Here is a 24257-nt window from a genome sequence, read left to right on the forward strand (position 1 = left end):
TCATGACCGATGCCCGCACCGAGCCCGCCGCCACGCGCACCGAGACCGACTCGATCGGCGCGATCGAGGTCCCCGCCACCTCTTACTGGGGCGCGCAGACCGAGCGCAGCCTCGAGAACTTTCCGTTCGGCGCGCGCGAGCGGATGCCGATCGAGATCGTCCGCGCGCTCGCCCTGGTGAAGCAGGCGGCGGCGCGCGTGAACCGCCGCCACGGGCTCGCCGCCGAGAAGGCGGACGCGATCGAGGCGGCGGCGCAGGAGATCGCGCAGGGGCTGCTCGACGACCAGTTCCCGCTGGTGATCTGGCAGACCGGCAGCGGGACGCAGAGCAACATGAACGTCAACGAGGTGATCGCCGGCCGCGCCAATGAGATCCTCACCGGCCAGCGCGGCGGCAAGGCGCCGGTCCACCCCAATGACGACGTGAATCGCGGTCAGTCGTCCAACGACAGCTTCCCCACCGCGCTCCACGTCGCCTGCTCGCTCGCGGTGCGCCGGCGCCTGATCCCTGCGGTCGAGCGGCTGCACGCCTCGCTCGACGCGCGCGCGCGCGAGTGGGCCGGGCTGGTGAAGATCGGCCGCACCCACCTTCAGGACGCCACGCCGCTGACGCTGGGCGATGAATTTTCCGGCTACGCGCATCAGCTGCACCGATGCCTGCGGCGGATCGAGCCCGCGGTGGAGCAGGGCACCGACCGGCTCGCACAGGGCGGGACGGCGGTCGGCACCGGGCTCAACGCGCCTGCCAAGTTCGCGCGCGACGTCGCGGCCGAGCTCGCCGCGATCACCGGCGTGGCGTTCGCGCCGGCGGAGAATTTCTTCGAGGCGCTGGCGAGCAACGACCCGCTCGTCCACCTGTCGGGCGCGCTCAACACGCTGGCGGTGGCGTGCACCAAGATCGCCAACGACATCCGCCTGCTCGGCTCAGGGCCGCGCAGTGGCCTCGGTGAGCTCGACCTGCCCGCCAACGAGCCGGGCAGCTCGATCATGCCGGGCAAGGTCAACCCGACCCAGTGCGAGATGCTGACGATGGTGGCGGCGCAGGTGATGGGCAACCACGTCGCGGTCACCGTGGGCGGCGCGCAGGGGCATCTCGAGCTCAACGTCTTCAAGCCGATGCTGGGCGCCGCGGTGCTGCGCTCGATCGACCTGCTGGCGACCGGGTGCGAGAGCTTCGCGCTGCGCTGCGTCGACGGGCTGCGCGCCAACGAGGCGCGGATCGGCGAGCTGGTCGAGCGCTCGCTGATGCTGGTGACCGCGCTCGCGCCCGAGATCGGCTATGACAATGCCGCCAAGATCGCCAAGCACGCGCACGAGCGCGGGCAGACACTGCGCGAGGCCGGGCTGGAACTGGGGCTGGTGGACGAGGCGACGTTCGACCGGGTGGTACGGCCGGAGGCGATGCTGGGGGAGCGGTGAGGGCTGTGCCCGATCCTCCCCGCTCGCCGGGAGGATTGAGGGCGCCGTCAGCCCCCGATCCTACCGGAAATTGTCCGCGTAGCTCTGTAGCTTGAGCGTCTTTGTCGGGGTCGGGATCACGGTGTAGCGCAACCCCTGCTGCTCGGCATACGCCACTGCCGCCTCGCATGTCGGGAAGCCCAGCTTGATCTGGTCGCGCGTGTCGCCGCTGCCGGCCCAGCCGGTGAGCGCATCGGCCTTCTTGGGCTCGCCGGGCTCGAATTCGAGCTGCCAGTGATCGGTGCGGGCCCTACCCGACTGCATGGCGTTCTTCGGGCGCTGGTAGATGCGAGCGGTCTGCATGATCGGGTCTCCCTACGTGACACGCGCGAGTCAGGCAATCGTTCCCCGTCCCTCCGTCACAGCGCCCGCCGCACCGCCGCCGCAATCTTGCGGGGCGCGACCGCGCACCTATATCCGGCTTCGTCATCGCGGTTGCGCTGCCGTAACGGGGCGTCGCCGCAACATCACACGTCAACGCAGGGGCTAGGCAAAGCACTCATGGCAAAAGTTATCGGGATCGACCTCGGCACCACCAACTCGTGCGTGGCCGTCATGGAAGGCGGCAAGGCCAAGGTCATCGAGAATGCGGAGGGCGCGCGCACCACGCCGTCGATCGTCGCCTTCGCCAAGGACGGCGAGCGGCTGATCGGCCAGCCCGCCAAGCGCCAGGCCGTCACCAATGGCGACAACACGATCTTCGCGGTGAAGCGCCTGATCGGCCGCCGCTTCGACGATCCCGTCACCAAGAAGGACACCGAGCTGGTCCCGTACAAGATCGTGCGCGGCCCGAACGGTGACGCGTGGGTCAGCGCCGGCGGCAAGGAATACAGCCCGTCGCAGATCAGCGCCTACACGCTGCAGAAGATGAAGGAGACCGCCGAGTCGTATCTCGGCGAGACGGTCACGCAGGCGGTGATCACCGTACCGGCGTACTTCAACGACGCCCAGCGCCAGGCGACCAAGGACGCCGGCCAGATCGCGGGTCTCGAGGTGCTGCGCATCATCAACGAGCCGACCGCGGCGGCGCTGGCCTACGGCCTCGACAAGCAGGACGGCAAGACGATCGCGGTCTATGACCTCGGCGGCGGCACGTTCGACGTCTCGGTGCTCGAGATCGGCGACGGCGTGTTCGAGGTGAAGGCCACCAACGGCGACACCTTCCTCGGCGGCGAGGACTTCGACAACAAGATCGTCGACTATCTCGCGCAGGGCTTCCAGAAGGACGAGGGCATCGACCTCACCAAGGACAAGCTCGCGCTCCAGCGCCTCAAGGAGGCCGCGGAGAAGGCGAAGATCGAGCTGTCGTCGGCGCAGTCGACCGAGGTCAACCTGCCCTTCATCACCGCCGACCAGAACGGTCCGAAGCACCTGGTCAAGACGATCACCCGCGCCGACCTGGAGCGGCTGGTCGAGGACCTGATCAAGCGCACGCTCGACCCGTGCAAGAAGGCGCTGGCCGACGCGGGCGTCTCCGCCAACGAGATCAGCGAGGTGGTGCTGGTCGGCGGCATGACGCGCATGCCGCGCGTGCGCGAGATCGTGAAGCAGTTCTTCGGCAAGGACCCGCACACCGGCGTGAACCCCGACGAGGTGGTCGCGATGGGCGCGGCGATCCAGGCGGGCGTGCTGCAGGGCGACGTCAAGGACGTGCTGCTGCTCGACGTGACCCCGCTGTCGCTCGGTATCGAGACGCTGGGCGGCGTGTTCACGCGCATGATCGATCGCAACACCACGATCCCGACCAAGAAAACCCAGGTCTATTCGACCGCCGACGACAACCAGCAGGCGGTGACGATCCGGGTGTTCCAGGGCGAGCGCGAGATGGCGGCGGACAACAAGCTGCTCGGCCAGTTCGACCTGGTCGGCATCCCGCCGGCGCCGCGCGGCGTGCCGCAGATCGAGGTGACGTTCGACATCGACGCCAACGGCATCGTCAACGTCTCGGCCAAGGACAAGGGCACCGGCAAGGAGACCCAGATCCGCATCCAGGCCTCGGGCGGTCTCTCCGACGCCGACATCGACCAGATGGTGCGCGACGCCGAGTCGTTCGCCGAGGAGGACAAGAAGCGCCGCGCCGCGGCCGAGGCGAAGAACAATGCCGAGTCGCTGATCCACACCACCGAGCGCCAGCTCGCCGACAATGGCGACAAGGTCGACGAGTCGCTCCGCGGTGAGATCCAGGGCGCGATCGACGCCGCGAAGAAGGCGGTCGAGTCGAACGATCCCGAGCAGATGAACGAGAAGAGCCAGGCGCTCGCGCAGGTCGCGATGAAGCTCGGCCAGGCGATCTACGAGAAGCAGGCGCAGAGCGAGGCCGCGCCGCAGGGCGAGACCGCGCAGGCCGACGCGCCCAAGGACGACGTGGTCGACGCCGAATTCTCGGAAGTCGACGATCACAAGGCGTGATCCGCGCCGGAGTGAACTGACATGAACCTCTCCCGTCATGCCGGCGCGGGCCGGTATCCAGCGCCGCAGACGAGACCGCGCGCGGCACTGGACCCCGGCCTGGGCCGGGGTGACGGCGACGGGCGCGGGGGCGCTGCATGACCGAGATCGACTATTACGAGCTGCTCGAATGCGAGCGGACCGCGGACGCGGCGACGATCAAATCGTCGTATCGCAAGCTCGCGATGAAATACCATCCGGACAAGAACGCCGGGTGCAAGGACAGCGAGGCCAAGTTCAAGGCGGTCAGCGAGGCCTATGACTGCCTCAAGGATCCGCAGAAGCGCGCGGCCTATGATCGCTTCGGCCACGCCGCCTTCAGGAACGGCGGCGGCGGCGGTGGCGGCGGCGCGCAGGACTTCTCCGGCTTCTCCGATATCTTCGAGAGCGTGTTCGGCGAGTTCATGGGCGGCCAGCGCGGCGGCGGGCGGCAGGTGCGCCGCGGGGCCGACCTGCGCTACGACATGGAGATCACGCTGGAGGAGGCGTATCACGGCAAGGAGACGGAGATCACCGTCGACATCTCCGCCGCATGCGACAGCTGCCACGGCACCGGCTCCAAGCCGGGCACCCATGCGCACACCTGTCAGCACTGCCACGGGCACGGCAAGGTGCGCGCGCAGCAGGGCTTCTTCGTGGTCGAGCGGGCCTGCCCCTTGTGCCACGGCTCGGGCGAGGTGATCACCGACCCGTGCGGCGACTGCCGCGGTGAGGGGCGCGTCGAGAAGACCAAGACGCTGTCGGTCAACGTGCCCCCGGGCGTCGACGAGGGCACGCGCGTGCGGCTCACGGGCGAGGGCGAGGCGGGGGCGCGCGGCGCGCCGCCGGGCGATCTCTACATCTTCCTGCATGTGAAGCGGCACTTGATCTTCGAGCGCGAGGGGACGACGCTGTTCGCGCGCGCGCCGATCAGCTTCACCACCGCGGCGCTGGGCGGGACGATGTCGATCCCGGGGCTCGACGGCAGGCGCCACGAGGTCAAGATTCCCGCGGGGATCCAGTCCGGCAAGCAGCTGCGCCAGCGCGGCGCGGGCATGCCCGTGCTGCAGGGGCGCGGCACCGGCGACCTGGTGATCCAGGTCGAGGTGGAGACCCCGACCAAGCTCAGCACGCGGCAGCGCGCGCTGCTGGAGGAGTTCCGCGAGACCGAGACGGGTGACGAATGCCCGCAGAGCCAGGGCTTCTTCTCGCGGCTCAAGAACGCGTTCGCGGGCGAGTGAGCGGCGTGGACGAGAACGCGCCGGTGGCTCAACATTCGCAACATTCGCCCGCGACGCGCTGCGGCCTGGTCGCGGTGGTGGGCGCGCCTAACGCGGGAAAGTCGACGCTGGTCAATGCCTTGGTCGGGCAGAAGGTGGCGATCGTCAGCCCCAAGGCGCAGACCACGCGCGCGCGGCTGATGGGTGTGGCGCTCGAGGGCGAGACGCAGCTGCTGCTGGTCGACACGCCCGGCATCTTCGCGCCGCGCCGCCGGCTCGACCGCGCGATGGTGGCGGCGGCCTGGGGCGGGGCCGAGGGCGCGGACGTGATCGCCCTGGTCGTCGACGGCAAGGGCGGGCTCGGCCCCAAGGTGACCGAGATCGTCGAGTCGCTGAAGGAGCGGCGCGAGCCGATCTACCTCGTGCTCAACAAGGTCGACCTGGCCGACAAGCCCAAGCTGCTGGTCCACGCGGAGAAGCTCAACGCCCTCCTGCCGTTCGCCGAGACCTTCTTCGTCTCGGCGCAGACCGGCGACGGCCTGCCCCAGCTCAAGCAGGCGCTGGCGGCGGCGATGCCGGCGGGGCCGTGGCACTATCCCGAGGATCAGGTCTCCGACGCGTCCGAGCGCGCGCTGGCGGCCGAGGTGACTCGCGAGCAGCTCTACCTTCAGCTCCACGCCGAATTGCCCTACGCCAGCGTGGTCGAGACTGAGAAGTTCAGCGAGCGCGAGGACGGCTCGGCCGAGATCCACCAGCAGATCCTGGTCGAGCGGGTGACCCAGCGCGCGATCGTGCTGGGCAAGGGCGGCACGCGCATCCGTGAGATCGGCGCGCGCGCCCGCGCCGAGCTGGCGGTGCTGCTCGACCGGCCGGTCCATCTCTACCTGCACGTCAAGGTGAAGCCGGGCTGGGACGAGGACCGCGGTGTGTACCGCGACATCGGACTCGACTGGGTGGAGTGACGGGGCGGGGGGCGGCGGTCACGTCCGTCCGCGCCTCTTCTTCCGTCATCCCGGACGTGTTCCGGGATCCACCATGCCGCGCACTCAGCGATCGTGGCGCCCGCGGAACAGCGAACCCGGAACAGGTCCGGGATGACGGAGAGAGTGGGGCAAGGGTCCCGCCTCGGATGAACTTGCCGCCGCCCGATGCGTCTCACTCCGCATGGCCGGTGACAGGTCGCGAAGGGGGTGCACGGGACGACGCCATGGCGGTGCTGACGCGGCTGCGCGACTTCGTGAGCGAGGAACGCTGGGAGTTCGCCCCGCACGAGCGCCCGGTGATGCCCGGCTCGCCGGGCTCGCCCGAGCACCCGCTGCGCCGCCGTCTCACCTACGCGCTGGTCGGCACGTTGGTGGGGCTCACCGGCGGTTTCGGCAACGCGCTGGTGGCGGCGAATACGACGACGCTGGCGGGCGCACTCGGGCTAGACCCGTCTGAGATCGCGTGGCTGCCGACGGTCTATGTGATGACCAACGTCAGCATCAACCTGCTGCTGATCAAGTTCCGCCAGCAGTTCGGGCTGAGGCCGTTCGCGATGCTGTTCATCGGCATCTATGTCGCGGTGACCTTCGCCCACCTGTTCGTCCACGGCTTCGCCCCGGCGATCCTGGTGCGCGCGGCGAGCGGGCTGGCGGCGGCGCCGCTCTCCACCTTCGCGCTCTATTATTTCATGCAGGCGGTGCCGGCGAAATGGCGGCTGCGCGCGATCGTGCTCGGCATCGGCGCGCCGCAATGCGCCACGCCGCTGGCGCGGCTGTTCTCGCCCGAGCTGCTGGCGATGAGCCAGTGGCGGACGCTCTACCTGTTCGAGCTCGGGCTCGCCGCGCTGAGCCTCGCCGCCGTGACGGTGTTCCGCCTGCCGCCGACGACGCGCCAGCCCGCGTTCGAGAAGCTGGATTTCCTCACCTTCGCGCTCTACGCCGCGGCGATGGCGCTGTTCGCCGCGGTGCTCGGGCTGGGCCGTTACGTGTGGTGGACCGAGGCGCGCTGGATCGGCTGGGCGCTGCTCGCCGCGATCCCGATGCTCGCCGCCGCGCTGATCATCGAGCATCACCGCGCCAACCCGCTGATCAACACGCGCTGGCTCGGCAGTGCCGACATCCTGCGCTTCGCGGTGGTGACGCTGATGGCGCGGATCGTGCTGTCCGAACAGACCTATGGCGCGGTCGGGCTGCTCACGTTGCTGGGGCAGAACAACGACCAGCTGGGGACGTTCTTCACGATCATCTTCCTCGCCACGGCGGCGGGCTTCATCGTCAGCGCGGTGACGCTCGACGTCGACAAGCTGGCGCACCCCGTGATGCTGGCGATCGGGCTGGTCGCGGTGGCGGCCTGGGTCGATTCGTCCTCGACCAGCCTGACGCGCGCGCCGCAGCTGTACCTCACCCAGGCGGTGATCGCCTTCGCGGGCGCCTTCTTCCTCGGGCCCTCGCTGCTGTTCGGCATGACGCGCGCGCTGAAGGAGGGGACGGGGCACGTGATCAGCTTCATCGCGCTGTTCGGCGTGCTCAACTCGGTCGGCGGACTAGCGGGGTCGGCGATCCTCGGCACCTACCAGATCGTCCGCGAGAAGGCGAACAGCGCCGCGCTGGTGCAGGCGATCGACCCGACCGACCCGCAGGTGCAGGCACGGCTCGCCGCGGGCGCGGGCGGGGTAGCGCGTGTGGTCGGTGACCCTGCCCTGCGCTCCGCCGAGGGCGGTGCGCTGCTGGCGCAGGCGGCGTCGCGCGAGGCGAACGTGCTTGCCTATGACGATATGTTCCGCCTGATCGCGGTACTCGCGGCGCTGACCTTCCTGTACCTTCTGTTCCTCCTGCTGCGCCGCGAGTGGCGCGCGCGCCGCATGAGTATCGCATGACTGACCCCCGCTCGCCCGTCGCCGTCGGTCCCGTCACCGAGGAGCGCGCCGCCGAGGTGCCCGCCGCGGTCGCGCCGGCCGGCTCGGGCTGGCGCCCGCCGCGGCTGTCGCGCACCGCCACGCTGCTGATCACGTTGCTCGCGCTCGCGGGCGTGCTGGCGGTCTTGGCGGCGTGGCGAATGTGGCCGTTCACCAGCGACGATGAGTCGACCGACAACGCCTATGTCCGCGGCCGTACCACGGTGATCGCGCCGCAGGTGTCGGGCTATGTCACAAGGGTGCTGGTGCGCGATTTCGAGAATGTCCGCGCCGGTCAGCCGCTGGTGGTGGTGGACCAGCGCATCTACGCGCAGCGCGTCGAGCAGGCCGAGGCGCAGGTGGAGAACGCGCGGGCGACGCTCGCCAACAGCGTCCAGGCCGCGGCGAGCCGCGAGGCGAGTTTCGGCGGGCAGGAAGCGGCGCTGGCCAACGCGCGCGCGCAGCTGCTCCGCGCCGAGGCGGACATGAACCGCGTCAACGACCTCGTCACCGACGGCTCGGTCTCGCTGCGCGAGCGCGACCAGACGCTCGCCACGCTGCGACAGGCGCAGGCGCAGCTCCAGCAGGCGCAGGCCGCGCGCGAGATCGCGCGGCAGGACATTCGCACCGTCGCGGTGGGGCGCGGCGGGCAGGAGGCGGGCGTGTCGGGCGCGCAGGCGGCGCTGCGGCTGGCGCGGATCGACCTCGCCAATACCGTGGTCCGCGCGCCCGAGGCGGGGCGGCTGAGCGAGGTGGGGGTGCGCGTCGGCCAATATGTCACGGCGGGCTCGCAGCTGATGTTCCTGGTACCGGCCGAGACCTGGGTGATCGCCAACTACAAGGAGGCGCAGACCGCGCGGATCGCAGTGGGGCAGCGCGCCAGCTTCACCGTCGACGCGCTCGCCGACGCGCGGCTGGCGGGCCGGGTGGAGCGGATCTCGCCCGCGGCGGGGAGTGAGTTCGCGGTGCTCAAGTCGGACAATGCCACGGGCAATTTCACCAAGGTGCCGCAGCGGATCGCGGTGCGGATCCGGATCGATCCGGGGCAGGCGCTGGCGGCGCGGCTGCGCCCGGGCATGTCGGTGCAGGCGCGGGTCGACACCGCCGGCACGCCGGCGCCGCGATGAGGGAGAGTGGCGCTCCGGTACGAGGCGGACGCGGCCTTGGTGGCACTACGCTATCCGTGCCTTCCACCCTGCCGTCATCCCGGACGTGGTCCGGGACCCACCCGGCCGCGCACGCGCCGGCCGTTGAAAATGCGGGGCGGTGGATCCCGGACCAAGTCCGGGGTGACGGAGGGAGTGCGAAGAAGGGCTCGGGCACCACCTGCGTACCGACCATGTGTCGCTCCGCCCACCGCATTCTTCGTGTGCTCCTCCTCCCGCTCCTCCTCGCGGGCTGCGCGCTGCCCGGACCGCGCCGTGCCGCGCCGCCCGACGCCTCCGTCGTGCCGCCGCCGGCGTGGCGCAGCGCGCTGACCGCGCCCGACGCGTCGCCGGTGAACGCGGCCTGGTGGCAGGGCTTCGGCGACCCGGTCCTCACCGCGCTGGTCGAGCGCGCGCTCGCCAACAACCTCGACGTGCTCGCCGCCGCCGCGCGGGTCGAGGAGGCGCGCGCCGCGGAGGCGCTCGCGCGCGCGCAGCTGCTGCCCCAGCTCGGCGGCACCGTGCCCGAGACGCAGGGCCAGTCGATCAGCGCGCTCGGAACCACCGCGCGCTCGGCCGCGGTGCAGCCCGGCGTCCAGCTCAGCTACGACCTCGACCTGTTCGGGCGACTGCGCCAGGCCAGCCGCGCCGCGCGCGCCCAGCTGCTCGCCACCGCCGCGGCGCGCGACACGGTGCGGCTCGCCACCGCCGCCACCGCCGCCTCGGGCTATGTCACGCTGCGCGCGCTCGACCAGCGGCTGGCGATCGCGCGCGCGACGCTGGTGGCGCGCGCCGAGGCGCTGCGGATCGCGCGGCGGCGCTACGAGACCGGCTACGCCTCGCGGCTGGAGTACCGCCAGGCACAGGCGGAATATGCCGGCACGCAGCAGCTCGTCCCCGCCGCCGAGCTGGCGATCGCGCGGCAGGAGAACGCGCTGGCGCTGCTGACCGGCGACTCGCCGCGCGCGGTGGCGCGCGGGTTGGCGCTCGACCAACTCGCGACGCCGCCGCTGCCCGGCGGGCTGCCCGCGCAGCTGCTGCGCCGCCGCCCCGATCTCTTCCAGGCCGAGCAGACCCTGGTGGCGGCGGACCGCACGCTCGACAGTCAGCGCGCCGCGATGCTGCCCAACCTGTCGCTGACCGGCGCGGGCAACCTCGTCCTCTCCACCGCACTGGCCCAGCCCGAGGTGATCTTCTCGCTCGGCGCGAGCGTGCTGGGGCCGATCTTCGACGGCGGGCGGCTGCGGGCGCAGGAGCGAGTCGCCACCGCGCGGCGCGACCAGGCAGCCTATGCCTATCGCCGCGCCGCGCTGCTGGCGTTCCGCGAGGTGGACGACTCGCTCGTCGGGGTACGCCGCACGGGCGAGCAGGCCGACGCGCTGGCGGCGCAGACGGCGGCGTCGCGCGGCGCGCTGGAGAATGCGACCAACCGCTACCGAGCGGGCTACTCGGCCTATCTCGAGCAGCTCGACGCACAGCGCACCCTGCTCACCGCCGAGCTGTCGCTGGTGCAGGCGCGCGCCGACCGGCTGACGAGCTATGTCGCTTTGTACCAGGCGATGGGCGGCGGCTGGACGCCGGCGGAGGTGGCGGCGGTGGAGCGGTGAGAGCGCGCGCGCGGCGAGCTAAACCGCACGCTCCTCCTCTTCTGCCACCGCCAGAGCCTCGCGGCTCTCCACCTCCGGCTGCTTCCACAAGGCGGTGAGCAGGTAGAACACCAGGTTGCTCCCCTGCGTCAGCGCGCCGCCGGCGAGAAGCAACCCCGCCATCGCCTCGCGCGGGCCGTTGATCGTGCCGCTCATCTCCAGCGCGGCGCTGAGGAACAGGAGGTCGCGGTTGGGCACGATCGGCAGCCGCGAGATCACCATCTGCGCGGTGAGGAACACCAGCCACACGCTCCACGGCTCCTGCGGTAGCACCACCGCCCATTGCGTCGCCTGAAGCAGCACCACCCCCGCGATCCGCGCCACGTGGATCGCCAGCACGCGCGCCGCGAGCGGCAGCGGCATCGCGATCAGCTGGCGGCGCAGGCGGAACAGCAGCGGTACCAGGAACACCGCGCCGACGCCGCCCGCGATCAGCAGCGCCGGCCCCGGATCGAGCCACGCCGCGATGCGCCGCCCATTGCCCGCCGCGGCGAAGCCGAGCAGCAGCAGCAGCGTCACCAGCCCCGACGACACCGCCGAGAGGATCGCATTGTCCTTGAGCCCGATCGCGATCGTCTTGCTGCGCAACCCGACCACGCGGCGCAGCCAGACGAACAGGTAGAGTTCGCCCGAATAGCCGACCAGCGCGCTGTTGAGGATGCGCTTGCGCACCAGCACGGGAAAGGCGCCGCGCAGGGGGCGCGCGAAGATGGTGCGGAACACCACGATCTCGGACGCGGGCAGCACCAGGAAGGTGGCGACGAACAGTAAGTAGAACAGCGGGTTCGTCGGCAGCGAGCGCGCCACCTGGCCCCAGCCGATCGCGTTCACCTTGAGCACCATCCAGGTGACCATGCCGGCGAAGAACAGCAGCCGCGCGACCCAGCCGAGGCGGCGCACCCACGGCTTCTCGCCCCACGCCCTCCACCCGCTGGCGGGCGGCGCGCCCGCCCCGCTCATTGCCTCGCTCAAAACAGCCCCAGCGCGCGCGACTGCGTGACATAGGCGTCGAACGCGCGGCGCTGCTCGGGAGTCAGCCGGAAGGCGGAATAGCCCGCAGTGGTGCCGGTCCACTGGCGCAACTTCCACTCGACGATCTGCGCCGGCCGCAGCGCCAGCCGCCGCTCGAAATGGCCGCGATCCCAGGTGTTGCTGCCGTGGAAGCAGCGGATCAGCAGATGCGCCTCGGCGCGCGGGATCAGCGCGGTGCCGAGCCGTAGCCAGGCGTCGCGGAAGGTGCTGTCCTCGCCCTTGCGTTCCTTGGGGTAGCGGATGTCGTCGCGGCGGCGATGGACGATCGTGCTCGGCGCGCCGCCCTTGAACCAGCTGAGATAGGGGCGATCGAGCCAGGCGGCATCGTCGAGGTGCATCAGCGTCGCCTCGGCCCAGACCGCGGCCTTGTCGCCGAGTGTCTCGACCGAGCGCGCCAGTCGCTGGGGCGCGAACCAATCGTCGTCGTCCCAGTGCGCCATCAGGTCGCCGCGGGCGAGATCGAGCGAGAGGTTGCGCAGCTCGCCGAGCGTCGTCGCCGGGTTCTTGGGCAGGCGGTGGTGGATCAGCCGGTCGGCGGGGACGCGTGCGAGGATCGGCGCGTAATCCTCGCTGCCGTCGTCGACGATCACCAGCTCGCGGTTGGGATAGGTCTGCGCCAGGAAGCAGTCGACCGAGCGTTCGGTCAGGCGGCGGCGGTCCGCGGTGACCATCAGGCAGGAGACGCGCGGGCCCTCCTCCGCGAAACGGGCGGGCACGGGGCGAGCGGGAGCGGGAAAATCGTTCACGGGCCTCAACCTAGGCAGGGCGCGTCGGCGCTGGTACGGGCATGCGACCCGGGCCCATGACACGCATCATCTTCGTCCTCACCTATCCGACCTACCATGGCGTCGCCGATCCGGCGGAGTGGCTGCGATGGGACAATCGCGACCGTCGGATGCCCGCGCTGTTAGCCGCCACGGGGGTGGATGTCGAGTTGTGGGGCGTCGCCGCGGCGACGGCCGAGCATCGCCCGCCCGCGCCGATCGGGTCGCGCTACAAGATCCGGCTGTTCGCGCGCAGCGGCGGCGGGGCGGCGTCGCGCGATCATTACAGCGACGCGCTGGTGGCGGCGGCGCGCGCCGACCCGGCCGACCTGTTCGTGCTGATCGGCACCAACGGCGGCGCGGGCTATCGCCTCTACGACCGCTGCCTGCGCCCCGACCGGCGCAACTTCGCACTGATCATCGGCGGCGACTATTGGAGCCGCCTGGTGCCCCACGCCAGCCTGCTGCTCACCGAGAGCGCGGTGCAGGAGGAAGCGCTGGCGGCGGGCGGCTGGCTCCGCCGCGCGATCCCGCGCGAGCGGATGGAGCGGCTGCCCAAGACGATCGACACCGAGCTATTCCGCCCGCAGCCGGCCGAGCGCGCCTGGGACCTGCTCTCGGTCAGCCGCGTGACGCGGTGGAAGAGCTTCGCCGAGGTGGGCGCCTTGTCGCGCCAGCACCGCGTCGCGGTGGCGGGTGGCGGGCCGCAGGAGGCGGTGATGCGGCGGCGTTATCCCGCGATCGACTGGCTCGGCCATGTCCCGCACGCGCGCGTCCCCGACTTGCTGGCACAGACCGGGCTGTTCTTCCACGCCGGGCGGCGCGACTATTTCCCGCGCGCGATCCCCGAGGCGATGGCGTGCGCGCGCCCGGTGGTGGCCTTCGCCGACCGGATCGGCGCCGATGTGCTGCCGGACGACTGCGGGCTGCGCGTCACCGAGCGCGACTACCGCCCGCTCGTGGCGGCGCTGCTGCGCGACGAGCGGCGCATGGCGGAGATGGGCGCGGCGGCGCGCGCGCACGTGCTGGCGACGCATGGGCCGCGCTCGAGCGCGCCGGCGTGCCGCACGCTGCTGCGGCTGGCGGAGGCGGGGTGATGCGCTGGACGGTCGTGATCGCCTATTTCAACGAGCAGGCCTATCTCGCCGACACGCTCGCCAGCCTGGCGGCGCAGACGCTGCGGCCCTTCCGCCTAGTGCTGGTCGACAACGGCTCGACCGACGCCTCGCCGACGATCGCGCGCACCTTCGCGAGCGACGGGATCGAGCTGGTCCAACTCAGCGAGCCGCGGCCCGGCAAGATCGTGGCGCTGGAGCGCGCGATGGCGGCGATCACCACAGATTTCGTCGCGTTCGGCGACGCCGACACCTTCTACCCGCCGCACTATCTCGCCACCGCCGAGGCGGCGCTCGCCGCTCCCCGCGTGGTAGCCGCGATGGCGACCGACGTACCGCTCGATCCGGAGAAGGCGCTGCGCAAACGGCGGCACAACCAGCTGGTCAGCCGCTTGTGGCCCCAGCAGACCCACACCGGCGGCTTCGGCCAGACCTTCCGCACCGCCGCGCTGCTGGCCGCGGGCGGCTATGCCGAGCGCCACTGGCCGTACGTGCTGATGGATCACGAGATCATGCAGCGCGTGGTGCAGCAGGGGCGGGTGGTCTACCCCTATGACCTGTGGTGTGTCCCGTCAGACCGGCGCGGGGACCGGCGTCGCGTGCGCTGGACGCTGGCGGAGCGACTTCTGTATCACCTCACCCCGGCGGCGGCGAAGGACTGGTATTTCTACCGCTTCCTCGGCCCGCGGCTGGCGCGGCGGAAGCTCGGCCATCTCAACCTGCGCGAGAAGACGTGGGAGGATCAGACGCAATCCCCCCCGGCACGGGGAGGTGGCAGCGCGTAGCGCTGACGGAGGGGCTATCCTCGAGCGAGCCGGCTCGTGAGCGAAGAACCCCCTCCACCACCGCGCTGACGCGCGGCGGTCCCCCTCCCCGTACTGGGGAGGATCGGCTCGGAGAGAGGCTCAGCCCTCACACCACCTCGAGCACCAGCCTGCCGTCGCCCTCGTCGACGCGCACCGTGGCGCCGTCCTTCACCTCGCCGCGCAGGATCGCCTCGGCGAGCGGGTCCTGGAGGTAGCGCTGCACCGCGCGTTTGAGCGGGCGCGCGCCGTACACCGGGTCGTAGCCGACCCGCCCGAGCCACGCCCGCGCCGCGTCGCTGAGCTCGAGCGCCACCTTGCGCTCCGCCAGCAGCTTGCCGACGCGCGCCACCTGGATGTCGACGATCGGGCCCATATGCGCCTGCCCCAGCCGGTGGAACAGGATCACCTCGTCGAGCCGGTTGAGGAACTCCGGCCGGAAGTGCGCGCGCACGACCTCCATCACCTGCGGCTCGACCGCCTCGACCGCCTGCCCCTCGTCGAGGTTCGCCAGATACTGGCTGCCCAGGTTCGAGGTGAGAATGATCAGCGTGTTCGAGAAGTCGACCGTGCGGCCCTGGCCGTCGGTCAGCCGGCCGTCGTCGAGCACCTGGAGCAGCACGTTGAAGACGTCGCCGTGCGCCTTCTCCACCTCGTCGAACAGCACCACCTGATAGGGCCGGCGCCGCACCGCCTCGGTGAGCACGCCGCCCTCCTCATAGCCGACATAGCCCGGCGGCGCCCCGATCAGGCGCGCGACCGCGTGCTTCTCCATGAACTCGCTCATGTCGATCCGCACCATCGCGGACGAATCGTCGAAGAGGAACTCGGCGAGCGCCTTGGTCAGCTCGGTCTTGCCGACGCCGGTCGGCCCGAGGAACAGGAACGAGCCGAGCGGCCGGTTGGGGTCCTGCAACCCCGCGCGCGCGCGCCGCACCGCGGTGGCGACCGCGCGCACCGCCTCGGCCTGGCCGATCACGCGCTTCCCCAGCACCTCCTCCATGCGGAGCAGCTTCTCGCGCTCGCCCTCGAGCATGCGGTCGACCGGCACGCCGGTCCAGCGGCTGACCACGCCGGCGATGTCGTCGGCGGTGACCTCCTCGCGCAGCATCGCGCCCTGGGTCGCGCCCGCCGCCTCGGCGAGCTGCTTCTCCAGCGCGGGGATGCGCCCGTAGGAGAGCTCGCCCGCCTTGGCGAGGTCGCCCTGACGCTGCGCCTGCTCCAGCTCGAGCCGCGCGGCGTCGAGCTGCTCCTTGAGCCTGGCCTCGCCCGCGATCTTGTCCTTCTCGGCCTGCCAGCGCGCGGTCAGCTCGGCGGACTGCTGCTCAAGGTTGGCGAGCTCGTCCTCCAGCGTCTCCAGCCGGTCGAGGCTGGCGGCGTCGGTCTCGCGCTTCAATCCCTCGCGCTCGATCTTGAGGCGCAGGATGCGGCGGTCGAGCGACTCGATCTCCTCGGGCTTGCTCTCCACCTCCATGCGGATGCGACTGGCGGCCTCGTCCATCAGGTCGATCGCCTTGTCGGGCAGGAAGCGGTCGGTGATGTAGCGATTCGACAGCGTCGCCGCGGAAACCAACGCGCCGTCGGTGATGCGGACGCCGTGGTGCAGCTCGTACTTCTCCTTGAGCCCGCGCAGGATCGAGATCGTGTCCTCGACCGTGGGCTCGCCGACGAAGACGGGCTGGAAGCGCCGCTGCAGCGCCGGGTCCTTCTCGACGTGCTTGCGATATTCGTCGAGCGTGGTGGCGCCGACGCAGTGGAGTTCGCCGCGTGCCAGGGCGGGCTTGAGCAGATTGCCCGCGTCCATCGCGCCCTCGGACTTGCCCGCGCCGATCAGCGTGTGCATCTCGTCGATGAAGAGGATGATCGCACCCTCGGCGCCTTTCACCTCGTCGATCACGCCCTTGAGGCGCTCCTCGAACTCGCCGCGATATTTCGCGCCCGCGATCAGCGAGCCCATGTCGAGCGCCATCAGCGTCTTGTCCTTGAGGCCGTCGGGCACGTCGCCGTTGGCGATGCGCAGCGCCAGCCCCTCGACGATCGCGGTCTTGCCGACGCCGGGCTCGCCGATCAGGACCGGGTTGTTCTTGGTGCGGCGCGCCAGCACCTGGATGGTGCGGCGGATCTCCTCGTCGCGGCCGATCACGGGATCGAGCTTGCCCGCGCGCGCCGCCTCGGTGAGGTCGCGCGCGAACTTCTTCAGTGCGTCGTAGCGGTCCTCCGCGCCGGCGGTGTCGGCGGTACGGCCGCCGCGCAGCTGGTTGATGGCCTGGTTGAGCGCCTCGGGGCGCGCGCCGGCCGCCTGGAGCGCCTTGCCCGCGGCGGTGTTGAGGCTCAGCGCCAGCGCGACGAGCAGCCGCTCGACCGTGACATAGCTGTCCCCCGCCTTCTGCGCGATCTGCTCGGCCTGATCGAGCACGCGCACCGCGTCGTTGGAGAGGCCGGGCGAGGACTGCGCGCCCGGGCCGGAGACCGACGGCAGCTTGGAGAGCGCGAGGTCGGTCTCGCTGACCGCGCGACGCGCATCGCCCCCCGCCGCCTTGATCAGGCCCGCGGCCATGCCCTGCTCGTCCTCGAGCAAGGCTTTGAGGAGATGCTCCGGCGTGATCTGCTGGTGGCTCATGCGGATCGCGACGGTCTGCGCCGACTGGAGGAAGCCCTTGGCGCGGTCAGTGAATTTCTCGAGGTTCATCGTGACGCCCTGTTGTTCGTTGGCCTGAAGATGGGTGTGGCTTTCGGGCAACACAAGGGGGTGGGTTGCGGGCGCTGGGCGGGGATGGCACGGCCACGCCACATCGCGGCCATCCCGGCGGACGCCGGGGTCCAGTCGGGGGACGTCGGCGAGCAGCATGGCGGCCTTCCCACCGGGCCCGGGCGTTCGCCGGGGTGGTGCACGGCAGCTCAGGAGACCAACGTGGCGCGTATCCTCATCACCGGCGGCTGCGGCTTCGTCGGCCGGCACTTGGTCGCGCGGCTCGCGCGCGAGGGCGGGCATGAATTGTGGATCATCGACGATCTCTCCACCGGCAAGCCGCCCGCCGAATGGGAGGTGCCGCAGCTGCGCCCGCTCGGCGAGGAGGGCGGGGTGCAGCGCCACGAGCTGCTCGGGCTCGACCAGCAGGTGCGGCTGATCCGCGCCGACCTCGTCGCGGTGGCGCAGGCCGAGCTGGGCATGACGCCGTCGCTCGGGCTCGCGCGGCTGCCGCGCTTCGACGAGATCTACCATCTCGCCTCGGTGGTCGGCGGTCGCAACGTGATCGATAACGACCCGCTCGCGGTCGGCATCGACCTCGCGGTGGACAGCAGCTTCTTCCTCTGGGCCGCCAAGGTCGCGCGCCCCGAGCGCATCCTCTACGCCTCCTCGAGCGCGGCCTATCCGATCGACCTGCAGGAGGCGGGCGAGAGCCGCGCGCTGCGCGAGGACGACATCTCGTTCGACAAGCGCCTCGGCCTGCCGGACTATACCTATGGCTGGAGCAAGCTGACGGGCGAGTATCTCGGCCGCATCGCGCACGAGAAATACGGGCTGAGCGTCGGCGTGGTGCGCCCCTTCTCGGGCTATGGCGAGGACCAGGACGTGGTCTATCCCTTCCCCGCGATCGCGCTGCGCGTCGCGGCACGGCGCGACCCGGTCCGCGTCTGGGGCTCGGGCGAGCAGACGCGCGACTTCGTCCATATCGACGACGCCTGTGACGCCTGCGTGTTGGTATGCCGCGGGGTGAGCGACGCGCGCGCCTTCAACATCGGCACCGGCACGCCGACGCGCTTTCTCGACCTCGCCGCGCGGATGGTGGCGATCGAGGGCTACGACGCACCGGTGATCGGCACCGCGGGCAAGCCGGTGGGGGTGGCGGAGCGCTACAGCGACCCGTCGCGCATCCGCGACGAGCTCGGCTGGCGCCCGACGATCGCGCTCGACGACGGTATCAGGCGAGCGCTGGAATATGCGCGTGGGCGGTTGGCGCGGGGGATCGAGCCAGAGATGTGAGGGGGCGTGCGCTCTTCTGTTCTCCGGCGGAGGCCGGGGGTCCAGTCAGGGAGGCTGGTGGATCTCACGACGGCTATCCCACCTGGACCCCGGCATGCGCCGGGGTGGGAAGGGAATGGGTAGCCGCCGACCTCCACGCACCTATCACCTTCGCCCGCTGATCTCCGCGCCAGCCTTGGGGTCGAAGCGCAGGTTGACGAACAGCGCGCCGAACGAGATCGCGGTCACCGTCCAGAACGCCGCGGTGAAGTCCGGGAAGTCGGGCCGCGTCCGCCCCGCCGCCGCCATCGACACGTGCAGCGCGGTCGCGCCGGCGCAGATGCCGAGCGACAGCATCAGCTGCTGGAAGGTCGAGTAGAAGCTCGTCGCCGCGCTCATCCGCTCCTTCGCGATCTCGTCATAGGCGATGGTGTTGTAGGCGGTGAACTGGAATGACATCAGGAAGCCCGACACCAACATCACCGCGAAGATCGCGGGCAACGGCCAGTCTGGGCGGAACAGCCCGCACAGCGCGTAGCTGGCGGTGGCGAGCAGCCCCAGGCAGACCAGGCTGGTGCGGAACCCGAAACGGCGCAGCAGCCGCGGCGCCACCCCCTTCATCCCGAACGAGCCGATCGCGGTGGCGAGCGTCATCGAGCCGCTCTCCGCCGCGCTCAGCCCGAAGGCGAGCTGCAGCAGCAGCGGCAGCAGGAACGGCTGCGCGCCCTGCGTGATCCGCGTCAGCGAGCCGCCCAGCACCGAGAGGCGGAAGGTCGGTACGCGCATGAGCGAGAAGTCGAGGATCGGGTGGTCCGTTCGCCGCGCGTGGCGCCAGTACAGCCAGGCCGCGCCCCCGCCGACCGCGATCAGCGTCGCGGCGAGCGTGCCCTCCCCCTGTCGGCTCGCCAGTTCCAAGCCGAACAACAGGCAGCCGAGCGCCACCGCCGAGAGTAGGAAGCCGGGCCAGTCGAAACGATGCACGGAGGGCTCGCGCACGTCGACGATGAAGCGCCCGACCAGCAGGATCCCGATGACGCCGATCGGCAGGTTGAGCCAGAAGATCCAGCGCCAGTCGAGATAGTCGACGATGAACCCGCCCACCGGCGGCCCGATGATCGGGCCGATCAGCGCCGGCATGATCAGCCATGACATGGCCGACACCATGTCGCGTTTCGCCACCGAGCGCAGCAGCACCAGCCGCCCGACCGGCATCATCATCGCGCCGCCGATCCCCTGCGCGAAGCGCGCCAGCGCCATCGTCGTCAGCGTCGGCGCGAGCCCGCAGGCGAGCGAGCCGAGCACGAACACGCCGATCGCGGCGCGGAACACGTTCTTGGCGCCGAACCGGTCCGCCACCATGCCGGAGGCGGGGATGAACATCGCCAGCGCGACCAGGTAGGAGGTGAGCGCGACGCTCATCTCGGGCGCGCGCACCGCGAAGTCGCGGGCCATCGTCGGCAGCGCGGTGGCGAGCACGGTGGCGTCCAGATTCTCCATGAACATCGCGCAAGCGATGATCATCGCGACGGTGCGGTAGCGCGGGTTATGCGGCTCGCCGCCGTCATGGTCGGCCGTGGTGGCCACCGAGTCGCCGGCGGGGACGATGCCATCGCGCACCTCCGAGTTGACCGAGGCGATGCCGCGGCGGCGAGGGCGAAGCAGCGGTGGCAGGAGGTTCATCCCGGACGCTAGTGCGCCTCCCGGCCGGTCGGATCAACCGCGTCGGCAGCGAGTCCGCTGCAGCGCACAAAAATGCTTGATTGTCGTGACCTTTGTCACTATTGTGCGCTGCAACAAGAGGAGCGATCCAGATGGTGGATGACACCCCACCCGCGACGGAGACTGCCGTGACGGACACATCGTCGGTCCGGCGCACCCGGGCGTCCAAGCGCACCCAGCCTGCCGCCTCGGCGGCCTCCTCGACTGCTGCGCCGGCGCTGGCCGTCGCGGCGTCACCCGCGCCGGCGATCGCCGGCGCCGCAACGCTGCCGGCGGATGACACCGCCGGGCAGCCCCAGCCGCCGGTCGAGGAGACCGCCGGCACGACGCCGCTGGCAGAAGCCGCGGCCCCGATCGCAGCGAAGGAACGCGAGATGACTGACACGATGACGTCGTTCGCCGACAAGGCACAGGAAGAGACCCGCTCGGCGTTCGCCAAGACCGGCGAGCAGGCGCGCTCGACCCTCGAGAAGGGCCGCAAGGTCGCCGAGGACATGGCCGATTTCGGCAAGGGCAACGTCGAGGCGATGCTCGAATCGGGTCGGATCGTGGCGCAGGGCCTCGAGGCGATGGGCCATGAGGCCGCGGCCTTCGTGCGCGAGCGCTTCGACAGCACCGCGACCACGGTTCAGTCCTTCGCCTCCGTGAAGTCGCCGACCGAGCTGATGCAGCTCCAGGCCGATTACTGGCGCGGCGCGTTCGACGCGATGGTCAAGGAGGCCTCGCGCTCGACCGAGGCGACGCTGAAGCTGGCGGGCGACGTCGCCAAGCCTCTGCAGAACCGCTTCGCGCTCGCGGCCGAGAAGATCAAGTCGGTCGCCTGACACGGCATGATCCCGGGACGGGCGGGCGGTCGCGGCGACGCGGCCGCCCGCTCGCGCTCGGCTCCTGTCGCCGCGGCGGTGTTTCCGCGCGCGCCGGGCTTGCCCTCGCCCGAGTCGATGCCATATCCCGCCGCGTGGCGATGCAGCAGCATGATGTTCCGATGATGGTCGGCCCCCGCATGGTGGGTGAGGACAATGACGCGGAGAACGGCGGGACCGGTCTCGGCGTGGCGACGCGCACGCGCGCACGCACCAAGAAGCCGACCCCCTATCGCGTGCTGATGCTCAACGACGATTACACGCCGATGGAGTTCGTCGTCCTCTGCCTTCAACGCTTCTTCCGCATGTCGACCGAGCAGGCCACCCAGGTGATGCTCCACGTCCACCAGAAGGGTGTCGGCGTCTGCGGCGTATTCAGCTACGAGGTCGCCGAGACCAAGGTCAGCCAGGTGATCGATTTCGCCCGGCAAAATCAGCACCCGCTGCAGTGCACGCTGGAGAAGGCCTGAGCGCCTAGCTCGCTCGGCGGCGCGCTTCGTCCTGTGGCGCCGTCGCCACGCCCGCCCTGCACGCTGCCCTAAAGTGCCGGCATGGTAACCACTTCTCCACCGCTGCACGGTTAACCAGCGACCTCAGACATTAGTTGTCTTCGGGGAATCGCATGTTCGCGGGTATCGGCCTGGTTATCCTTCTCGGCATGGTGTTCGGCGGTTTCGCCATCACCGGCGGTGCGCTCGGCCCGGTGTTCGAGGCGATCCCGCACGAGATGCTGATCATCGGCGGTGCCGCGGCGGGCGCGCTGATCATCGGCAACTCGGGCAAGGAACTCAAGGCCATGGGCGGCGGCATCGCCAAGGTCTTCAAGGGCCCGAAGTACAAGAAGCAGGACTATCTCGACGTCATCTTCCTGGTGTCGAAGCTGATGAAGATGCTCCGCATGGAAGGCCCGATCGCGCTCGAGCCGCACGTCGAGGATCCGAAGTCGTCCGCGGTGTTCGCGGAATATCCGAAGCTGCTGAAGGACCACACGTTGGTCAACCTGATCGCGGACACGCTGCGCCTGGTCGTGGTGTCCTCGGGCACGCTCGACGTCCACGCGGTCGAGGACGTGATGGACAATGCGATCAAGACCCACCACCACGAGGTCGAGGGGCCGCACCACACGCTGCAGAGCCTCGCCGACGCGCTGCCGGCGCTGGGCATCGTCGCCGCGGTGCTCGGCATCGTCAAGACGATGGGCTCGATCGACAAGCCGCCGTCGGTGCTGGGCGGGATGATCGGCTCGGCGCTGGTCGGCACCTTCATGGGCGTGCTGCTCGCCTACGGCATCGTCAACCCGCTCGCCAGCCGGCTCCAGCAGGTTATCTCGGCCGACGGCGCGATCTACCATGTCGTGAAGCAGATCATCATTGCCTCGCTGCACGGTCACCCGCAGCCGCTGGTGATCGAGGCGGCGCGCTCCGGGATCGACCACAAGAACCAGCCCGGCTTCGCCGAGGTGTTCGACGGCCTGCGCGGCAAGTAGGGCTGGGGAGCGACTGAGCCATGGCCAAGGCACCGCACGGCGCGAACGTCCCGCCGAAGATCATCTACAAGAAGATCTACATCGAGGGCGGTGGTGGCCACCACGGCGGCGCGTGGAAGGTCGCCTACGCCGATTTCGTGACCGCGATGATGGCCTTTTTCCTGCTGCTGTGGCTGCTCGGCGCCACCACCGAGAAGCAGCGCAAGGGCATCGCCGACTATTTCGCGCCGACGCTGATCGACAAGAAGCGCGTCGGCATCGGCGGCAACGGGCTGTTCGGCGGCGAGTCGCTCACTTCCAAGATGAAGATGGGCCCCAAGGCCGGCATGTCGGACATCCGCGCGGTGGCGATCGTCACCTCGACGCCGCAGAACGCCGAGATGAAGGGCTTCGGGCCGAAGGGCTCGCTGCGCAGCGCCGCGCAGACGACCAAGGAGGATGCGAAGAACTTCGCCAAGCTCCGCGACGAGGTGATGAAGCGGATCGCCGAGACCAAGGAACTGGCGCGGCTGGCCAAGCACATCCGCTTCACGATGACCCCGCAGGGCCTGCGCATCGACCTGGTCGACGACGCCGATTACTCGATGTTCGCGCTCGGCACGACCGCGCTCGAGCCCGAGGCGGCCGAGCTGATCGGGCTGGTGGCGCGCGGCATCAAGGACATGCCCAATCCGATCATGATCCGCGGGCACACCGACAGCCTCGCCTGGGGCGACCCGCGCGCGATGAACAACTGGATGCTCTCGTCGGGACGCGCCGAGGCGACACGTCGCCGGCTCGCGCTCGCCGGCCTTCCCGAGTCGCGCTTCAACCGGATCGAGGGCGTCGCCGACCGCGAGCCGATGGTGGCGGAAAACCCGCAGGACCCGCGTAACCGCCGCGTCGCGATCACTTTGCTGTATCGCGCCGGCACCTTCGGCGACTGACGCGCGACCGTCGCGCCGCCTAGCCGTCGTCATAGCCTCCGCGGTGCACGCCACCGGCGGCGCGGCGCGATGCCGCGAGGCTCGCTGCGCCTTCCTCGGGAGCAGGTGGGCGATGATCGTCACGTTGGCGCGGCGTCTCGCGGGCATGCCGCCGGCGGGCGAGCTGTCCGCCGAGACGGGGTCGCTCGACGCCGCCAACGCGCTCTCGCGCTTCCTCGTCGCCGCGAGCGGGCGGACGCTGACCTTCTCCGCCCGCGCCAACGATCGACCGACGAATCCGCCACGACGGGGAGATCGATCGCGCTCTCATGGAGATCGCGGCGCGAGCCTGAACGGAGGCCGTGATGGCGCGACAGTCGGTTACACTTTCAGGCCGGTGCTGGGACAGTTTCGCGAAGGCCGCGCCCTATCTCTCTCCTCACCGGGCCGCGACGCAGCGGCCGAGTGAGAAGGAGCGTGACATGAACCGCCTCAAGACCGTGATCGCCGGGCTCGGGCTCGCCGCCGTCGTCGTGCCGGGGCTCGCCAGCGCGGCGCCGTGGCAGTCGATCAACCAGCGCCAGGCGCGGCTCGACCAGCGCATCGACCAGGGTATCCGCTCGGGCGCGCTCGACCGCAACGAGGCGCGCCGGCTGCGGCAGGAGTCGCGCCAGCTCGTCGCGCTGGAAGGCCGCTACCGCCGCGACGGCCTGTCAGCGTCCGAGCGCCGCGACCTCGATCGCCGCTACGACGCGCTGAGCGCGCGCGTGCGCTTCGACAAGCATGACCGGCGCCACCGTCGCTGAGGGAACAGGCCCGCTTCCCGCGCCGGG

At 70.5% G+C, this 24257-nt stretch carries 21 protein-coding genes; 16 read left to right on the plus strand and 5 right to left on the minus strand.

Annotation, left to right across the window (positions count from 1 at the left end; translation table 11 throughout):
- Positions 1–2 precede the first annotated feature (2 nt).
- On the plus strand, positions 3–1418 hold the full coding sequence (gene fumC, locus K7957_RS19335; RefSeq protein ID WP_223014393.1) for a class II fumarate hydratase: 1416 nt from the start codon (positions 3–5) through the stop codon (positions 1416–1418).
- Between the two features lie 60 nt (positions 1419–1478).
- Here the strand turns inward: fumC and K7957_RS19340 are convergent, their stop codons facing one another.
- Positions 1479–1760 (minus strand): ETC complex I subunit, encoded by a 282-nt coding sequence (locus K7957_RS19340; RefSeq protein WP_223014395.1) that lies wholly within the window; start codon positions 1758–1760, stop codon positions 1479–1481.
- A gap of 198 nt (positions 1761–1958) precedes the next feature.
- Between K7957_RS19340 and dnaK the strand changes: the two genes are divergently transcribed.
- The 6 genes from dnaK (at position 1959) to K7957_RS19370 (ending at position 10734) form a co-directional block, all read left to right on the plus strand.
- Positions 1959–3866, plus strand: a complete 1908-nt coding sequence (dnaK, locus tag K7957_RS19345; RefSeq protein ID WP_223014397.1) for a molecular chaperone DnaK — start codon at positions 1959–1961, stop codon at positions 3864–3866.
- A 137-nt stretch (positions 3867–4003) separates the two neighbouring features.
- Complete coding sequence (gene dnaJ, locus K7957_RS19350) at positions 4004–5125, plus strand: molecular chaperone DnaJ (RefSeq protein WP_223014399.1); 1122 nt, start codon at positions 4004–4006, stop codon at positions 5123–5125.
- Positions 5126–5148: 23 nt separating this feature from the next.
- Positions 5149–6066 (plus strand): GTPase Era, encoded by a 918-nt coding sequence (gene era / locus K7957_RS19355; RefSeq protein WP_343228477.1) that lies wholly within the window; start codon positions 5149–5151, stop codon positions 6064–6066.
- 245 nt (positions 6067–6311) lie between these two features.
- Positions 6312–7964 (plus strand): MFS transporter, encoded by a 1653-nt coding sequence (locus K7957_RS19360; protein WP_223014403.1) that lies wholly within the window; start codon positions 6312–6314, stop codon positions 7962–7964.
- Positions 7961–9109, plus strand: coding sequence for an HlyD family secretion protein (locus K7957_RS19365; RefSeq protein ID WP_223014405.1), 1149 nt, complete (start codon positions 7961–7963; stop codon positions 9107–9109). Before K7957_RS19360 ends, K7957_RS19365 begins: the two co-directional genes overlap by 4 nt.
- A 212-nt stretch (positions 9110–9321) precedes the next feature.
- On the plus strand, positions 9322–10734 hold the full coding sequence (locus K7957_RS19370; protein WP_223014407.1) for an efflux transporter outer membrane subunit: 1413 nt from the start codon (positions 9322–9324) through the stop codon (positions 10732–10734).
- A gap of 18 nt (positions 10735–10752) precedes the next feature.
- Here the strand turns inward: K7957_RS19370 and K7957_RS19375 are convergent, their stop codons facing one another.
- Together K7957_RS19375 and K7957_RS19380 are read right to left on the minus strand one after the other, a co-directional pair.
- Positions 10753–11733: a hypothetical protein gene (locus tag K7957_RS19375; protein ID WP_223014409.1), complete on the minus strand. Its 981-nt coding sequence runs from the start codon at positions 11731–11733 to the stop codon at positions 10753–10755.
- A gap of 8 nt (positions 11734–11741) precedes the next feature.
- A complete protein-coding gene (locus K7957_RS19380; protein ID WP_223014411.1) occupies positions 11742–12551 on the minus strand; it encodes a glycosyltransferase family A protein in 810 nt (269 codons plus the stop codon).
- A gap of 56 nt (positions 12552–12607) precedes the next feature.
- Between K7957_RS19380 and K7957_RS19385 the strand changes: the two genes are divergently transcribed.
- Positions 12608–13666, plus strand: a complete 1059-nt coding sequence (locus tag K7957_RS19385) for a glycosyltransferase (protein ID WP_223014414.1) — start codon at positions 12608–12610, stop codon at positions 13664–13666.
- A complete protein-coding gene (locus tag K7957_RS19390; protein ID WP_223014416.1) occupies positions 13666–14469 on the plus strand; it encodes a glycosyltransferase family 2 protein in 804 nt (267 codons plus the stop codon). The genes K7957_RS19385 and K7957_RS19390 overlap by 1 nt, the downstream gene beginning before the upstream one ends.
- Before the next feature lie 127 nt (positions 14470–14596).
- On the opposite strand, the gene clpB is transcribed toward K7957_RS19390, so the two are convergent.
- Positions 14597–17176 carry an ATP-dependent chaperone ClpB gene (gene clpB, locus K7957_RS19395; protein WP_223014417.1) on the minus strand — a complete coding sequence of 860 codons (2580 nt, stop codon included), beginning with the start codon at positions 17174–17176 and terminating at the stop codon, positions 14597–14599.
- Between the two features lie 222 nt (positions 17177–17398).
- Between clpB and K7957_RS19400 the strand changes: the two genes are divergently transcribed.
- Positions 17399–18472: an NAD-dependent epimerase/dehydratase family protein gene (locus K7957_RS19400; protein WP_223014420.1), complete on the plus strand. Its 1074-nt coding sequence runs from the start codon at positions 17399–17401 to the stop codon at positions 18470–18472.
- 144 nt (positions 18473–18616) lie between these two features.
- On the opposite strand, the gene K7957_RS19405 is transcribed toward K7957_RS19400, so the two are convergent.
- The gene (locus tag K7957_RS19405; RefSeq protein ID WP_223014422.1) at positions 18617–20131 is read right to left on the minus strand and encodes a DHA2 family efflux MFS transporter permease subunit; all 1515 of its coding nucleotides are present in this window, start codon (positions 20129–20131) and stop codon (positions 18617–18619) included.
- A 167-nt stretch (positions 20132–20298) separates the two neighbouring features.
- Here K7957_RS19405 and K7957_RS20715 point away from each other — a divergent pair, with 167 nt between their 5' ends.
- From K7957_RS20715 to K7957_RS19435, 6 genes are all read left to right on the plus strand, one after another.
- On the plus strand, positions 20299–20994 hold the full coding sequence (locus tag K7957_RS20715; protein WP_223014424.1) for a phasin family protein: 696 nt from the start codon (positions 20299–20301) through the stop codon (positions 20992–20994).
- A gap of 164 nt (positions 20995–21158) precedes the next feature.
- The gene (gene clpS / locus K7957_RS19415; protein ID WP_246617315.1) at positions 21159–21503 is read left to right on the plus strand and encodes an ATP-dependent Clp protease adapter ClpS; all 345 of its coding nucleotides are present in this window, start codon (positions 21159–21161) and stop codon (positions 21501–21503) included.
- Between the two features lie 152 nt (positions 21504–21655).
- The gene (gene motA / locus K7957_RS19420; protein WP_223014426.1) at positions 21656–22519 is read left to right on the plus strand and encodes a flagellar motor stator protein MotA; all 864 of its coding nucleotides are present in this window, start codon (positions 21656–21658) and stop codon (positions 22517–22519) included.
- Between the two features lie 20 nt (positions 22520–22539).
- Positions 22540–23445, plus strand: coding sequence for a flagellar motor protein MotB (locus K7957_RS19425; protein ID WP_223014428.1), 906 nt, complete (start codon positions 22540–22542; stop codon positions 23443–23445).
- 112 nt (positions 23446–23557) lie between these two features.
- The gene (locus K7957_RS19430; RefSeq protein WP_223014430.1) at positions 23558–23893 is read left to right on the plus strand and encodes a D-alanyl-D-alanine carboxypeptidase; all 336 of its coding nucleotides are present in this window, start codon (positions 23558–23560) and stop codon (positions 23891–23893) included.
- A gap of 13 nt (positions 23894–23906) precedes the next feature.
- The gene (locus K7957_RS19435) at positions 23907–24230 is read left to right on the plus strand and encodes a hypothetical protein (protein WP_223014432.1); all 324 of its coding nucleotides are present in this window, start codon (positions 23907–23909) and stop codon (positions 24228–24230) included.
- Positions 24231–24257 lie beyond the last annotated feature (27 nt).

Origin of the sequence: Sphingomonas yunnanensis, from assembly GCF_019898765.1 — a bacterium.
GTDB classification, from domain to species: domain Bacteria; phylum Pseudomonadota; class Alphaproteobacteria; order Sphingomonadales; family Sphingomonadaceae; genus Sphingomonas; species Sphingomonas yunnanensis.

Bases quoted from the DNA above. Each gene is read 5' to 3' on its own strand.
- fumC (WP_223014393.1), top strand. From the start codon at position 3: ATGACCGATGCCCGCACCGAGCCCGCCGCCACGCGCACCGAGACCGAC.
- K7957_RS19340 (WP_223014395.1), bottom strand. From the start codon at position 1,760: ATGCAGACCGCTCGCATCTACCAGCGCCCGAAGAACGCCATGCAGTCG.
- dnaK (WP_223014397.1), top strand. From the start codon at position 1,959: ATGGCAAAAGTTATCGGGATCGACCTCGGCACCACCAACTCGTGCGTG.
- dnaJ (WP_223014399.1), top strand. From the start codon at position 4,004: ATGACCGAGATCGACTATTACGAGCTGCTCGAATGCGAGCGGACCGCG.
- K7957_RS19360 (WP_223014403.1), top strand. From the start codon at position 6,312: ATGGCGGTGCTGACGCGGCTGCGCGACTTCGTGAGCGAGGAACGCTGG.
- K7957_RS19365 (WP_223014405.1), top strand. From the start codon at position 7,961: ATGACTGACCCCCGCTCGCCCGTCGCCGTCGGTCCCGTCACCGAGGAG.
- K7957_RS19370 (WP_223014407.1), top strand. From the start codon at position 9,322: ATGTGTCGCTCCGCCCACCGCATTCTTCGTGTGCTCCTCCTCCCGCTC.
- K7957_RS19375 (WP_223014409.1), bottom strand. From the start codon at position 11,733: ATGAGCGGGGCGGGCGCGCCGCCCGCCAGCGGGTGGAGGGCGTGGGGC.
- K7957_RS19385 (WP_223014414.1), top strand. From the start codon at position 12,608: ATGACACGCATCATCTTCGTCCTCACCTATCCGACCTACCATGGCGTC.
- K7957_RS19390 (WP_223014416.1), top strand. From the start codon at position 13,666: ATGCGCTGGACGGTCGTGATCGCCTATTTCAACGAGCAGGCCTATCTC.
- clpB (WP_223014417.1), bottom strand. From the start codon at position 17,176: ATGAACCTCGAGAAATTCACTGACCGCGCCAAGGGCTTCCTCCAGTCG.
- K7957_RS19405 (WP_223014422.1), bottom strand. From the start codon at position 20,131: ATGAACCTCCTGCCACCGCTGCTTCGCCCTCGCCGCCGCGGCATCGCC.
- clpS (WP_246617315.1), top strand. From the start codon at position 21,159: ATGGTCGGCCCCCGCATGGTGGGTGAGGACAATGACGCGGAGAACGGC.
- motA (WP_223014426.1), top strand. From the start codon at position 21,656: ATGTTCGCGGGTATCGGCCTGGTTATCCTTCTCGGCATGGTGTTCGGC.
- K7957_RS19425 (WP_223014428.1), top strand. From the start codon at position 22,540: ATGGCCAAGGCACCGCACGGCGCGAACGTCCCGCCGAAGATCATCTAC.
- K7957_RS19430 (WP_223014430.1), top strand. From the start codon at position 23,558: ATGATCGTCACGTTGGCGCGGCGTCTCGCGGGCATGCCGCCGGCGGGC.
- K7957_RS19435 (WP_223014432.1), top strand. From the start codon at position 23,907: ATGAACCGCCTCAAGACCGTGATCGCCGGGCTCGGGCTCGCCGCCGTC.